Genomic DNA, 12,899 nt, shown 5'->3' with positions numbered 1-12,899 from the left:
CATATGCACAGGCGGCACAACCCGTAATCTGAGAAACGTGTATCTATGACATTTCGCGTTTCCTGCTAGGCTGCAAGCCTTTGACCTGCGGTTTCAGTGTCAGACATGGCCCAAAGACCGGATTAGCTGCGGAACGCAGGGTGAAGGGGCGCCCGGTTTGCGGGTGCCCCTTCGTGCGTGTAGATGGGGCGAAGTGCGGGGTATAATGAAAGTACGTGACTGCGGGATACATGCCCGCAGGCCAATGGAGGAAGCGAGGTGAGTCTATCTCGGTGATAACGGAAATACAGATTAGGCCGGGATGGCAGATGAAGACCTCCGGGTGGCCGTTTGGAAGAGTCGGTACGTGAACTAATTTGTCGGTTCCGTCTGTTGCGCCGCAGGGAAGGCGCGACATGTGAATGTCGGCGAGTCGGACCTGCGGAGAGTCGGGCATAAGCCTCTGGACCTGGCGAGGGTGCGGCCAAGAGGGACCACTCACTTGGCCAAGAACTCTCGAGGATATCCCCTTCGAGGGGAGCCTCGGGCGGTGCGAAGGGCATCCCGGCCATCTGAATCACGACGAAGCCCGCGCGAGAGGCGCGGGCTTCGTTTCGTGCTCGGACGGGGCTGCGGGACGAGGGAACGCCGTGATATACTCCGTTTTCGCACAGCGGGGACGTAGCTCAGCTGGGAGAGCGCGGGCTTTGCAAGCCTGAGGTCGAGGGTTCGAGCCCCTTCGTCTCCACCAAGAGTCTTACCAGGTAGGCCGGTCCGAATGAGGATCGGCCACCTGTGCTTCGTGGGATCGTCGCGGGTGTGCCGGCTCCCCGCGTGGTCAATCATCCGAGCCCTGGGTAGAATCGGGAGTAGGTACTGTGAACTAGCGACGGGGACGGTCGCACAGGAGAGGGGCTACCATGGCTGCTCGAGTATCTCGACTTGTAGGCACGATCGCCCTTGCGCTTGTTCTTAGCATGTCGAACGCTCTTCTTCGGCCCACGCCATCGAGGGCCGCGGTCTTCGAAGGATTCTACGGCTACGTCACCGATGCCGAGACCGGCGCACCGCTAAGCGGGATGTTCGTCTACCTTGTGGACGATAGCACCGGCATCACGCTGGAACCCGTGAAGCAGACCAATGCCTCCGGATACTATGAGTTCACGGCCGGCTACCCGGACGACACGTATCGAATCGCCTTCGGCAAGGCTGGCTATGCGTTCCAGAACGAGGGCCTGTTCGTTCACACCGGAATCCAGCAGCACCGTGTCGACCACAAAGCATGGTCGCTTGCGCACCGCGCCTGGGGGCCGACTCGCTACTCGACGGCTGTGGAGATCGCGCGTGTTCCAGATGAACAGCAACCCATGGGCCCATCCTGGGTCGGGGTCACTCACGTCGTCATCGCGTCCGGTGATGATCGGGCAGCGGCCGACCCGCTTGCTGCCTCCGGGTTGTGTTGGCTGTACCGGGCTCCGCTGTTTCTAGTGAGCGCCTCTTCCACACCCCAGGAAGTGAAGCAAGCGGTCGCCGAGATCGCTAATGCCAACGGCAGCGTCACGCTTCACGTCGTGGGCGGCCCCACGTCGGTGCCATCGGCCCGCGTGAACGACCTCGTGAACTACGTCCAGGCACACACGGCGTTCACGGCGACTGCGGAGCGTGTCAGGTCTGACGGCAACCGATACGATCTCGCAGCTTCGATTGCCAGGCGCGTGTGCGGAAGCCCGGCGTGGTCCAAGGACGTCCTCGTTGCAAATGGGGCCGACCCGGACAAGTTCTTCGATGCCCTGGCACTCTCTCCGGCGGCTCGCGCGGCCGGAAGGCCGATACTGCTCGTGTCCGGTACCTCGCTACCCTCTGCGACGAAGTCCGTGCTCGCCGACGTGGATCCGCACTTCGTCGTTGTCGCGGGCGGAGTGAACACAGTGGCAAGTGGCGTGTTCGACGGTGTCAAGGCGTCCGCCGCCGCGAACACCGAGCGCTGGTGGGGGGCGAACCGCTATTCCACGGCGGCCGTGATCGCCACGAACTCCGTCAACAAGGGATGGCTCGACTGGGACGGAATGGGCGTTGCTGCCAAACTGCCGGATGCTCTCACGGGCGGTGCGGCACTTGGCCGACTCCGCTACCCGTTGCTGCTCGTGAAGAAGGGCTCTCTCCCTGCGGAGACCGCAGCCTGCGCCGACAAGCTGAGCGGCAGTGACCCGTGCTATGTCTTCGGCGGGCCTGACAGTGTCAAGGAGTCGGTGCGACTCGCGATTCTCGCGAGGCTGATGGCGCCGTAGTCTGGCCGCAAGGCTCACCCAGGTACCGTTCATCCCCGCGTTCTGTGCGCTAGCACCCCCAAACAACCGTTAGGCGGGCGCCAGCGTTAAGCATCACCGTTCAGCCGCCGATAGTAACCGCATATCGCTTGCGGATTACCGTCGAACGGGGTGAATGGCATGATGAGTGGACGTTCTAGACTAGCCCGGGTGTCTCGAAGGAGCCGAAGGCTGGTGCATACGGCGCTGATCGCCGCGATGACGCTGTCCCTGATGCCCTGGAGCTCAGTCGCCCTTGCTGCGGACGAGAGCCAAGATGTCTCCTCGTCGGTCGAAATCTCGGTACAGGCCGAGGAGCCGGTCGCCGTGGATGTTCCGGCAGAAACGCCCGTCACTCCCCCTGAAGAGGCGACGGTTGTCCAGCCGGAACCTGCCTCTCCGCGGAAAGGCGAGCCCGGTGCCGGTGCACCAGCTGACCCTTCCGTGACGTCAGGGGTCGCGGTCTTCGTTTCGGGTGCGGTGTCCGGCCGGGTGGTGGATTCGGCAGGTTTGGGTGTCGGGGGATAGTCGTACAGATCCAGGACATCGGTGCCGATCGGCTGGTCATGGCAGAGATGATGACCTCAAGTGACGGGGCGTTCGTGTTGAGTGACGTGCCGGCGGGCGTGTACAAACTGGCCATGCTGGATGTGACGTGGCGGTACGTTAGCGGCTACCTGGGAGGGAGCACATTCGAGAGCGCGAGTGACGTGGTTGTTGCCGTCGGCGGAACTACGAACGTCGGAACAGTCGATATTGCTGCCTGGTGCTACGTGAACGGCGACCTGTACGACTGGACCGGCAGTGAGCCCGTATTTGGAGCCACAGTCCGGGCGTACGCCCAGGCCGGTGAAGGGTGGGACGTTGTAGCGTCGACCAGGACCGCCGACAACGGCGGGTGGTCCATTCGCCTTCCTGAGGGTGTCTATCGGATCGGCTACGAGTCTCCGTCCGACGCGTCCGTCGTGTATCACCCTGCGGCAGACACCATCGATTCTGCCCGAGACATCGTCGTGACGCGCGCCGGAGTATGGCTGTCGGCACGGCTCCTCTCGCCAGAGGCGCCGCTCTCTGGGTCCGTGACAATACGGGACAACGGCACAGGCGTCCAGGGAATCCGTATCGACCTCTCGCCAGTTGAAGGCGGGGCGGATATCTCGACGACCACCGATGAGCATGGTTTCTTCTCGGAGGACGTGAGTCCCGGTTCGTATAGGTACGAAGCGGCCTGCCCCGATGGCGGATTCGCGTTCGTCTCCGGAATGACCGTGGTGGCGGTTGGTGCGGGTACGGTCATCGTGGGCCCGGAGGGTGCATCCCTCGACTTCGTGGTGGTACCGGTAGCGATGCTGCGGGGCACGATCTCGGACAAGCTCACGGGCGCTCCGGTAGTGCGATCCGAGGTCGAGCTCATTCAGTCGCCAGGGGCGACGCTGCACCCGGAGGGCATGACGGCGGCGACCGATTCCGACGGCGCCTTCGAGATCAAGAGTCTGCCCGCTGGTTCGTATACAGTGCGGGCGACGGTTCCGGATAGCGATGTTGACTGGTATCTGGGTGATGTCAGAAGCGTTCACGATGCGACCTGGTTCAGCGTGACCTCGTAGGCCCCCGTCACGGCCGACGTACGCGTGTCCAGCGATGGCGAGTCTCCAACTACGGAACTGCTCTACAACGGAGAGCGGCTGCTCGCGCCAGCCACCATCGAGACGAAGGCCGCCGACGAGGGCGCGGGCGTTGCCGCCACGTACTGGAAGGTCGGCTCGGGACGCTGGACGAGCGGCAATACGATTCGGATCGACAACGCCGGGGCCGCAGTAGTTGAGTACTACTCAGTAGATCTCGTCGGGAACATCGAGAGAATCCAGAGTGCGGTGCTCGACGTTGCCGGCGTCGCCGGTGTCCCGCAGGACGACGATCCGGTGGCCGCTCCCATCGTGGGAAGTGACAGCCAATCGGGAAGCACCGGCGAGAGCCGCCCAATCACTCCCATAGATGATCAGGTCGAATCCGGCAGCTCAGGGACGTACGCGTTCTCCTCGACGCCGACTCCCGGCTTGCTCGTCTCGCCCGTGATGGGCGCCAGCCCGGCGATGAGCCTGGGCTCGATGCGGCTCCCGTCATTCGATTGGATTGCGCTGTGGTGGCCGACCGACACCTCGGTTGCCCTATGGGCGGCGGTGTTCGCCATGTTCGGAGCCGTGGCGGCCCTTACGGTGCGAGTGCCGCAGACCGCTGCAGCCTACGCCCGTGGGCACGGACGCGTCCTCCAACTGAGCGATTTCCGCCTGCACGGCTAGCCCGGATAGCAGACACGCCCGCAACAGGGAGGCCCGCTCGCGCGAGCCTCCCTCCCACGTCTGGGTTATGCTCGCGCAGTATGTACCCGTGATGGAGGTGGCCGTGCGAGTTCTTTGCATGCAGAACGTCTGGTTCGAAGGCCCTGGCACCATCGCCGATTGGGCGTCCGCGCGCGGCCATTCCTTCGAGGTGGCACGACCCTTCGACACGGCAGCACCACACCCGGGCGAATTCGATCTCCTTGTCATCATGGGTGGATCGATTAACATCTATCAGGAGCAGGAACACCCGTTCCTCGCCGAGGAGAAGCAGCTGGTATCCTCGGCAATCGAGGACGGCAAGCGTGTGCTGGGGGTGTGCCTTGGCGCACAGCTTGTGGCGGACGTACTGGGCGGGCCGGTCACACGTGGCGCGCAGCCGGAGATCGGCTGGTATCCCGTCAAGCTCACTGAGGAGGGAGAGGCCAGTGCGGTCCTTGGCAGATTGCCGAAGGAGTTCGCGGCGCTACATTGGCACGGCGACGCGTTCGCGATCCCGCCCGGGGCGATCCGGCTTGCGTCGAGCGCTGCCTGCGAGAACCAGGCGTTCGAGTACGACGGAGGCAGGGTCATCGGGCTGCAGTTCCATCTCGAGACTACGCGAGAGGGCCTGAGCACGTTGGTCGACAACGCGCGCACTGAACTGGTCGAAGGCGAGTGGATCGCATCCGCCAAGAAGCTGCTCGCTCCGGACGCCCCCTTCGCGGCGTCCCGGGAGCTGCTGTTCACCGTTCTTGACAGCATGGCGAGTGCGCGCTTCGGCGAAGGGTAACGCTACGACGCTCCTATTGGGTACCATTACAGCGCTGTGCGACGTCCCGCCTCGATGCGGAGACATGTTCCGGGGTGGAGGATCATGAGTGACATCATTCGCGTGAGCGATCTCGTGAAGCGTTTCGGGGATCTCGCGGCTGTCGACGGCGTCAGCTTCTCGATTGGGGAGGGCGAGATCTTCGGGCTGCTCGGTCCCAACGGAGCAGGCAAGACAACGGCGATCTCGGTCATATCGTGTCTGCTTGAGCCGAGCGCCGGAGACGTCGAGGTCGATGGCCATTCGGTCCGCAAGGACCAGATCGCCGTGAAGCGCGTCTTGGGTGTGGTGCCGCAAGAGGTCGCACTCTATCCGACGCTGACCGCCCGCGAGAACCTGAGCTTCTGGGGGCGGATGTACGGTCTTCGGGGCAAGGCCCTGTCCGCAGCGGTAGACGAAGCGCTGGAGATCGCCGGACTTGCGGACCGCGCCCGGGAGCGCATCGAGAAGTACTCCGGTGGCATGAAGCGCCGCATCAATATCGCCGCGGGCATCCTGCACAAGCCAAAGGTACTGCTAATGGACGAGCCGACCGTCGGCATCGACCCCCAGAGCCGCAACCACATCCTCGAGCAGGTCAAAGCGCTCAACAACGCCGGGATGACGGTGCTATACACGAGTCACTACATGGAAGAAGTCGAGTTCCTCTGCGACCGGGTCGCCATTGTCGACCACGGCAAGATCATCGCCATGGGCACGATCGATGAGCTGCGCAAGCTCGTGGGAGATGCCGACATCGTACGCATAGGTGTCGACGAGACACTATCTGACGCCGCACTCGACGCCGTGCGCGCGGTGCCCGGGGTGTCGAAGGCTGATTGCGCCGACTCCCAGCTCGAGGTACTTGCCGCCGACGGGGGCGCGGCGCTCGCGGGCGTCGTCTCGGCGCTCAATGCCGCTGGCGAGAAGATTCATTCCGCAGAGGTAATCGAGCCTAACCTGGAGAGCGTGTTCCTGCACCTCACCGGCAAGTCGCTGCGGGACTAGGCGAGATCATGTCACGGCTTCTGTCGATATCGCTGAAGGACATCACGGTATGGCTGCGAGACCCCGCCGCACTCGGCGTTCTCCTCGGCATGCCGATCATCCTGATACTCATCCTCGGTGCTGCGTTCGGCGGTCTGGGCGGCGGGGGCGACTTCTCGGCTCACGTGGCGATAGTGAATCTCGACGAAGGCGCATCTGCCGCCTCGGCGACACCGCCCGGCGGAAGTACCCGGATTGGGGACGAGATAGTCAGCGCGCTGACCGACAACGAAGACCTCGCGGGGCTCTTCGAGATCGAGCAGCGCGATGACGCGGAAGCGGTGCGCACCGAGGTCGAGCGCGGGGACCTGATCGCCGCGCTCATCGTGCCCGCTGACTTCACCGAGAGGATCAACGCCGGGGAGGCGGTCGACCTCGAGGTTCTGCGCGACCCCGGCTCGGAGCTTTCGTCCGGCATATGGGAGAGCGTGATCCGCTCGATCGCCACGGAGTTCTCGCGGATATCCGTGATCGCGCAGACGTCAGGTCAGGTTTCGGCGGACGCGGGCCTGCCGCCAGAGGCGCTCCAGGGTGCAATCGGCCTGGCCGTGCAGGCGGCTTCTGCCGAGGACGTGGCAAGCCCCGTGGAGGTGAAGGCGGCCGACGCCGTGAGAGAAGAAGGGGAGATCAGCCCGCTCGACTTCTTCTCCCTGTCCATGACGTCGATGTTCCTCATGTTCGGCGCCATGTTCGGCGCTTTCTCCTTCATCACCGAGCGTCGCGAACAGACGATGTCGCGGCTCCTGACCACACCCACCACGCGCTCTAGTGTCGTTGGCGGCAAGATGCTCGGGATATTCCTCCTTGGCATGCTGCAGTTCGGTGTGCTCTTCGCCTACACGAGCGGGATGATGAAGGTGAACTGGGGGGCGAGCGTTGCGGGCACGTGGATGATCGCCGCTGCCGAGATGGCCGCGACGACGGGGCTTGCCGTGTTGATCGCGTCCATCGCGAAGACCGAGCGCGGCGCGGGCGGAATCGGGCCGCTCGTGATCCAGGTGATGGCGCTCATCGGCGGCGCGTTCTTCCAGATCTCGGTCTTGCCCGAGTGGCTTCAGCCGATCAGGTACGCGTCAGTGATCGGATGGGCGCTCGAAGGGTTCCAGAAGGTGCAGACCGGCGGCGCGGGACCGGCTGACCTGCTTGGCGAGGTCGGTGCGCTCTTTGCCTTCGCGGTCGTGTTCTTCGGCGTCGGCGTATGGCGATTGAGGGATGCGCGATGAGACGCATGTTCGCGATGCTGCGCGTGTCGGTGATCCAGGTGCTGCGAGACCGTGGCGAGCTGGTGAGCATCGTCGTGCTGCCCCTTCTGCTCACGTACGTGTTCGGCGTGGCGTTCGGTTCGCAGGGTGCTGAGCGCCCTGTGCTCGTGATGTGGCTCGACGGGGACACGAGTCGCTACGCACAGCAGATCGAGAACCTCGTCGCCGAAGACCCATCGATCGATGTCGAGCGCTCAACACCCGAGTTGGCCGAGGAGAAGCTCGACAAGGGTGAGGCCGCCTTGATCGTGAGGATCCCGGGCGGGTTCGGCACGGCGCTTGAGACGGGAAGGAAGGGAACCGTCGAGGTCACCCAGGATCCGTCGTCGCAGCGGGCGACCGGCGCGCGCGAAGTGGTCCAGGGCGCCGCAGCGCGCGTGGGCGCGGGCGCGCAGGCGGCGACCGTAGCGGCGGGTGTGCTCCGGGACCTGGCCGAGGTCCAGCTGGCGAGGCGCCGCGGCGGCCCACCCGGCATGGAAGCCACGCCCACGCCAGCCGCGGTTCCCCCGTCCTTCGCGACTGCATACGACATTGCCGACGGTTTCTGGGAACCCGACCCGCCCATCGGAGTCGCCGGCGTGCAGGTCACCTCTTCGGAAGTCCGCGGCGACAGCGTGCTTGCCACAAGCAACATCCAGTACTCCGTCGGTTTCACTCTCATGTTCGTGCTGTTCATGGCGTTCGGCAGCGCCGGCGGCATCCTCGAGGAGCGCGAACAGGGCACGTTGCGACGCCTTCTGGTGACGCCTTCGTCGCGCGCGCAGATCCTTGGGGGGAAGATCTTGGGGGTCATCGGCACGTCCACGATCGAGGCGCTGATCTTGGTCGGTCTCGGGGCTGTAGCGTTCTCGGTTCCCTGGGGCCGAGATCCATTGGCGCTGATTCTCGTGCTGAGCGCATACATCCTGGCGTCGGCCGGGCTCGCTGTGTTCGTGACGGCCGTCGTGCGCACGCGTAGCCAGCTCTCGGCTATCGGGCCCATCGCGTCGACGGCGCTGGCGATGCTCGGTGGATGCTACTGGCCCATCGAGATCACGCCGCCGTTCATGCAGACGATCGCGAAGTTCACGCCGACAGGCTGGGGAATGATCGGGCTTCTCGATGTCGTAGCGCGCGGCCAGGGCCTCGAGGCGGCGTGGCTGCCTGCAGCGGTGCTCGGAGGCATCGCGGTTGTCGCGTTCTCGGCCGGGGTGGCCGTCCTCAAGATGGACTAGCCCGGCGGCTCGTCGCCGACGGTTGCGCCGCTCGCATCCGTCGTCGGGCGTGTCCGTTTTCGGGTTGTGGCGCCCGATGGTCGGGCGTACGCTGGCACCTGGCACTGCACGTGAGGGCGACGAAGGGACCGCATGAGCGATTCGCATGCGTGGAAAGGCGAACCCCGGACCTGGGCGGCGATTATCGTCGCCCTGTTGTTGTGGGCGGCGGCTTTCGCAGGGATCCGCGCGGGTCTCGAATCGTACGGCCCCGGCCAGGTCGCGCTCTTGCGCTTCGGGACGGCGTCGCTCGTTCTGCTGGGCTACGCAGTCGTCACGAGGATGCACTTGCCGGACATCCGCGATCTGCCGACGATCGCCCTGGGCGGTTTCCTTGGCATAACGATCTACCATGTGTCGCTGAACTTCGGCGAGCAGACGGTCACCGCGGGCGCCGCGGCGCTGCTCATCTCGGCGAGTCCCATCTTCACCGCGCTTATGTCCTCGGCGTGGCTGAAGGAACGGCTGACGGTGTGGGGGTGGACCGGGGTCGTGGTTTCGTTCGCAGGCGTCATGCTCATCACCTTCGGCGAGGGTGGCAGTCTCGCGTTCGAGCCCGGTGCGCTGCTCATCCTGGTTGCGGCGGTCGCGACCTCCGCGTTCTTCATCGTCTCGAAGCGCACGCTGAAGCGCTACAACGCCCTCGAATACACCACGTACGCGATTTGGGCGGGCACGCTGCCGATGCTCGTGTTCGCACCCGGGCTCGTGCAGCAGTTCCCTTCGGCGAGCCCCGAGTCGACGCTCGCGGTGGTGTTCCTTGGCATCTTCCCGGGGGCGATCTCCTACGTTCTGTGGAGCCACGCGCTCTCGCGCATGCCCGCAAGCGTGCTCTCGACCTTCCTCTACTTCCAGCCGATCAACGCGACCTGGATCGCGTGGGTGTGGCTGGGCGAGATGCCAGCCATGCTCGCCTTCGTAGGTGGCGCGATCTCGCTGGTGGGTGTGGCGATCGTCAATACGAAAGGTACGAGCCGTGACTGAGTGGAGACTCCGACTGCCCGCCCGGCCCTAGCGCACCGAGAAGCCAAGGAGTCCCTCGGGCGTCTCCTCGGCCACCTCGACGCGCTCGACGATAGCCCGCTCCGGGCCGGTCCTGCACCACGCGACCATGCTGTCGACGGCGTCCGACGCACCTTCGAAGACGGCTTCGACCGAGCGGTCGGGCAGATTGCGGACCCACCCGGAAATCCCGCGCTTCAGGGCTGCGTCGCGGGTGGCAGCGCGGAACCACACGCCCTGTACGACCCCTCTCACGACCACTCGCTTGCGAACAATGTCGGCCACAGCACCACCTCCAGCGCCGACTCTACCACGCCGTCGTCACGGGGTCGGAACCACATGCGCGCTGTCCTTCCGCGCAGTCATGTGGTGGTAGCATCTACAATGCGCGCCAAAGACGAGAGAGCGCGGGAACGATCGGAGAAGAATGGGGAGCGCAGCTGCCTCCAGTGCGAAGGCGCGGAAAGTCCGAGCCTACAGTGTGGGCGAGGAGATCGCCAACAGCATCATCCACGGCCTCGGTACGGTACTGAGCATCTCGGCGCTCACGATGCTCATCGTGTTCGCCGCGCAGTCGGGCGACGGATGGCGAATCGCGGCCGCCACAGTCTACGGCCTCGCGCTCGTCCTCGAGTACACGGCATCGACTCTCTACCACAGCTTTCCCTGGCCAAGGACGAAGCACGTCTTCAAGGTGCTCGACCACGCGGGGATATACCTACTGATCGCGGGTACCTACACGCCCTTCCTGCTCGTGACGATGCGCGACGACGGTGGTTGGTTGCTGTTTGCCATCGTGTGGACGCTGGCGATTGCCGGCATCTCGGTCGAGGCGGCGTGGACGTACCGGCCCCGCTGGTTGTCCGCTGCCGTCTATCTCGGCATGGGCTGGCTCATCGTCGTCGCGATGCGACCGCTTGTCGCCAACCTCGAGCCCGGGGGACTGTGGCTTCTCGTCTCGGGCGGACTGGCGTACACGCTTGGGACCATCTTCTACGTCCTCAAGCGGGTGCCCTACATGCATGCCGTGTGGCACGTGTTCGTGCTGGGCGGCAGCATCTGCCACTTCCTGGCCGTGGTTCTGTTCGTCATGATGTGAGGCCGTATGGGACGCAAGATACTGACGGGAATCGCCGTCGCTCTCATGCTCGTGCTCGTGATGCACGTACTCATCACGCCGGTATCTCCGCGACAGGAAGCTCCCGAAGGGCACATCCAAACCACCTGCTGGGCGTGCCATTTCGCGAGTTCCTCGGCCAAGATAGTCGAGTAGTACCCTAGCCGTTCGACTTCGAATAGCGACCGCAGAGGTACCGTTCGTCGGCATCTCCTCCCGCCCGTGCGTCGCTTGCGGCCTCGCATCGACACTTCCTACGGCCACTCCGGCACTGTGACGATGCTTACACTAGGCAATCCTCCCAAGGAGAAGCCAGGAGCATCGACATGTCGATAGGTCGGCCTGAACGGGCCGCGATCGGACGGTGGCCCATCGCCGTCTTCGCGGTTTCGCTCGCGCTCATAGCAGTGCTTGCCGCACTGACGCCGACGCCGGCGCACGCAGCCGGTGATTCCGACGTGCGCGTCCTTGCCTCGCCCCCCTTCTCAGACGGCTACTATGGTTGGCGCAGAACGCCGACGTTCCTCTCTCTGGTGCCCCAGGCCCCCGGTACCCTCTACTACTCCTGGGACAGCCTGATCGGAGGGTGGACGCAGGTCGACGGAGTCGTCGCGGTTCCCGAAGGGAGCCATATCCTTTACGTGAGTCTGGTCGACGACGAAGGCGGGGTGTCCGACCGCCCCATGTTCTCGGAGCGGTTCAAAGCCGACTATGACTCCGCTGCGCCCAGGTCGATCGCAGCATTCTCAGCCTCATATGTGGGGAGCTCGACTGTGGCCGGCACCATTCGCGTGTCCGTGACGATCGAGCCCCTGTTGGGACTGGAGATGATGAGGGTGGGCGGCCGGGACCGCTATGTGGTTTCGGCCGGTACCAGCCGCGAGAACTTTGAGTCGGCCGACACAGTGATCATCGCCTCAGGCACGGCGTTCGCCGATGCGCTGGCCGCCTCTGCCCTGGCGGGGTGCACCGATGGGCCGATTCTCCTGACGCGCGCCTCGGCTCTGCCTTCTGAGATCGTGAGCGAGATCAGGCGACTTGGCGCCAAGAAGGCGATCGTTGTCGGCGGAACCACCTCCGTGAACAACAGCGTCGAATGGCAACTCGTATACCTGGGTCTCTCGGTGAAGCGCCTCGGCGGTCGCGATCGCTACGTCACCGCCGCCCTCATCGCCGAGGAAGTCCTCAAGTTTGGGAAGCACGGCGGGCGTGTGTTCGTCGCACGCGGGGATCTCTATCCCGACGCGCTAGCTCTCAGCCCGCTCGCGTACCGCGCCAAAGCCCCCTTGCTTCTTACGCGGCCCGGGGTGCTTCCCGCGGAGACGCTGGCGGTCATGGCCAGACACAGATTCTCGAGGGCTACGGTCGCTGGCGGGAACATGTCTGTGACTCCCACGGTATTCCGGCAGATCGACGCAGTGTGCGGGACGACCGTGCGACTCGCGGGCCCAACTCGCTACGAGACCGCGGTTGCGGTCGCTGCCAAGGGAGTCTCAAGCGGTCTGTGCTCGTACGCGTCGATCGGGATTGCGACGGGCGTGAAGCATCCAGACGCGCTTTGCGGCGGCGTGGCGCAGGGCCGCCTTGGCGGCATCATCCTCCTCACGAAACCCGATGAGCTGCCGCTAGCGACACAGCGGGCGCTCGAGGGAATCGTGAGCAGCGTGCACTACGCGCAGATATACGGAGGGCCGGCCTCAGTGACGCAGCCCGTCTACGACAAGATCGGCAATATCCTCAGGTGAGACGCCTTTGACACCGCTCTCGCATGCTAGGATTGCGGGTGGTTGACCCGGCGTGCGAG

At 64.7% G+C, this 12,899-nt stretch carries 13 protein-coding genes and 1 tRNA gene; 13 read left to right on the top strand and 1 reads right to left on the bottom strand.

What is annotated here, in order from left to right; all coding sequences use genetic code 11:
* Positions 1-654: 654 nt before the first annotated feature.
* The 10 genes from Q8K99_00710 (at position 655) to Q8K99_00665 (ending at position 9,960) form a co-directional block, all read left to right on the top strand.
* Positions 655-730 (top strand) — tRNA-Ala (locus Q8K99_00710).
* A gap of 169 nt (positions 731-899) precedes the next feature.
* Positions 900-2,267: a cell wall-binding repeat-containing protein gene (locus tag Q8K99_00705; protein ID MDP2181076.1), complete on the top strand. Its 1,368-nt coding sequence runs from the start codon at positions 900-902 to the stop codon at positions 2,265-2,267.
* Between the two features lie 213 nt (positions 2,268-2,480).
* A complete protein-coding gene (locus Q8K99_00700) occupies positions 2,481-2,813 on the top strand; it encodes a hypothetical protein (protein MDP2181075.1) in 333 nt (110 codons plus the stop codon).
* Between the two features lie 38 nt (positions 2,814-2,851).
* Complete coding sequence (locus Q8K99_00695; protein MDP2181074.1) at positions 2,852-3,892, top strand: carboxypeptidase regulatory-like domain-containing protein; 1,041 nt, start codon at positions 2,852-2,854, stop codon at positions 3,890-3,892.
* A 24-nt stretch (positions 3,893-3,916) separates the two neighbouring features.
* A complete protein-coding gene (locus tag Q8K99_00690; GenBank protein ID MDP2181073.1) occupies positions 3,917-4,585 on the top strand; it encodes a hypothetical protein in 669 nt (222 codons plus the stop codon).
* 118 nt (positions 4,586-4,703) lie between these two features.
* Entirely contained in the window at positions 4,704-5,396 is a 693-nt protein-coding gene (locus Q8K99_00685) for a type 1 glutamine amidotransferase (protein MDP2181072.1), read from the top strand.
* 84 nt (positions 5,397-5,480) lie between these two features.
* The gene (locus Q8K99_00680) at positions 5,481-6,422 is read left to right on the top strand and encodes an ABC transporter ATP-binding protein (GenBank protein ID MDP2181071.1); all 942 of its coding nucleotides are present in this window, start codon (positions 5,481-5,483) and stop codon (positions 6,420-6,422) included.
* A gap of 8 nt (positions 6,423-6,430) precedes the next feature.
* The gene (locus Q8K99_00675) at positions 6,431-7,684 is read left to right on the top strand and encodes an ABC-2 transporter permease (protein MDP2181070.1); all 1,254 of its coding nucleotides are present in this window, start codon (positions 6,431-6,433) and stop codon (positions 7,682-7,684) included.
* Complete coding sequence (locus Q8K99_00670) at positions 7,681-8,937, top strand: ABC transporter permease (GenBank protein ID MDP2181069.1); 1,257 nt, start codon at positions 7,681-7,683, stop codon at positions 8,935-8,937. The genes Q8K99_00675 and Q8K99_00670 overlap by 4 nt, the downstream gene beginning before the upstream one ends.
* A gap of 132 nt (positions 8,938-9,069) precedes the next feature.
* The gene (locus Q8K99_00665; protein MDP2181068.1) at positions 9,070-9,960 is read left to right on the top strand and encodes a DMT family transporter; all 891 of its coding nucleotides are present in this window, start codon (positions 9,070-9,072) and stop codon (positions 9,958-9,960) included.
* 27 nt (positions 9,961-9,987) lie between these two features.
* Here the strand turns inward: Q8K99_00665 and Q8K99_00660 are convergent, their stop codons facing one another.
* Positions 9,988-10,263, bottom strand: a complete 276-nt coding sequence (locus Q8K99_00660; protein MDP2181067.1) for an acylphosphatase — start codon at positions 10,261-10,263, stop codon at positions 9,988-9,990.
* A 142-nt stretch (positions 10,264-10,405) separates the two neighbouring features.
* Between Q8K99_00660 and Q8K99_00655 the strand changes: the two genes are divergently transcribed.
* The 3 genes from Q8K99_00655 to Q8K99_00645 all read left to right on the top strand — a co-directional run bounded on the left by Q8K99_00655 (position 10,406) and on the right by Q8K99_00645 (position 12,840).
* The gene (locus tag Q8K99_00655) at positions 10,406-11,077 is read left to right on the top strand and encodes a hemolysin III family protein (GenBank protein ID MDP2181066.1); all 672 of its coding nucleotides are present in this window, start codon (positions 10,406-10,408) and stop codon (positions 11,075-11,077) included.
* A 6-nt stretch (positions 11,078-11,083) separates the two neighbouring features.
* Complete coding sequence (locus Q8K99_00650) at positions 11,084-11,251, top strand: hypothetical protein (protein MDP2181065.1); 168 nt, start codon at positions 11,084-11,086, stop codon at positions 11,249-11,251.
* Positions 11,252-11,421: 170 nt separating this feature from the next.
* On the top strand, positions 11,422-12,840 hold the full coding sequence (locus Q8K99_00645; protein ID MDP2181064.1) for a cell wall-binding repeat-containing protein: 1,419 nt from the start codon (positions 11,422-11,424) through the stop codon (positions 12,838-12,840).
* Positions 12,841-12,899: the final 59 nt, after the last annotated feature.

Source organism: Actinomycetota bacterium (genome assembly GCA_030682655.1).
Taxonomy (GTDB): Bacteria; Actinomycetota; Coriobacteriia; order Anaerosomatales; family JAUXNU01; genus JAUXNU01.
The sequence above is the reverse complement of the archived record's forward strand: the minus strand, read 5'-3'. Positions and strand labels throughout refer to the sequence as shown.

Coding starts and splice junctions, on each gene's coding strand:
- Q8K99_00705 (MDP2181076.1), top strand. CDS start 900: ATGGCTGCTCGAGTATCTCGACTTGTAGGCACGATCGCCCTTGCGCTT.
- Q8K99_00695 (MDP2181074.1), top strand. CDS start 2,852: ATGGCAGAGATGATGACCTCAAGTGACGGGGCGTTCGTGTTGAGTGAC.
- Q8K99_00685 (MDP2181072.1), top strand. CDS start 4,704: ATGCAGAACGTCTGGTTCGAAGGCCCTGGCACCATCGCCGATTGGGCG.
- Q8K99_00680 (MDP2181071.1), top strand. CDS start 5,481: ATGAGTGACATCATTCGCGTGAGCGATCTCGTGAAGCGTTTCGGGGAT.
- Q8K99_00675 (MDP2181070.1), top strand. CDS start 6,431: ATGTCACGGCTTCTGTCGATATCGCTGAAGGACATCACGGTATGGCTG.
- Q8K99_00670 (MDP2181069.1), top strand. CDS start 7,681: ATGAGACGCATGTTCGCGATGCTGCGCGTGTCGGTGATCCAGGTGCTG.
- Q8K99_00665 (MDP2181068.1), top strand. CDS start 9,070: ATGAGCGATTCGCATGCGTGGAAAGGCGAACCCCGGACCTGGGCGGCG.
- Q8K99_00655 (MDP2181066.1), top strand. CDS start 10,406: ATGGGGAGCGCAGCTGCCTCCAGTGCGAAGGCGCGGAAAGTCCGAGCC.
- Q8K99_00650 (MDP2181065.1), top strand. CDS start 11,084: ATGGGACGCAAGATACTGACGGGAATCGCCGTCGCTCTCATGCTCGTG.
- Q8K99_00645 (MDP2181064.1), top strand. CDS start 11,422: ATGTCGATAGGTCGGCCTGAACGGGCCGCGATCGGACGGTGGCCCATC.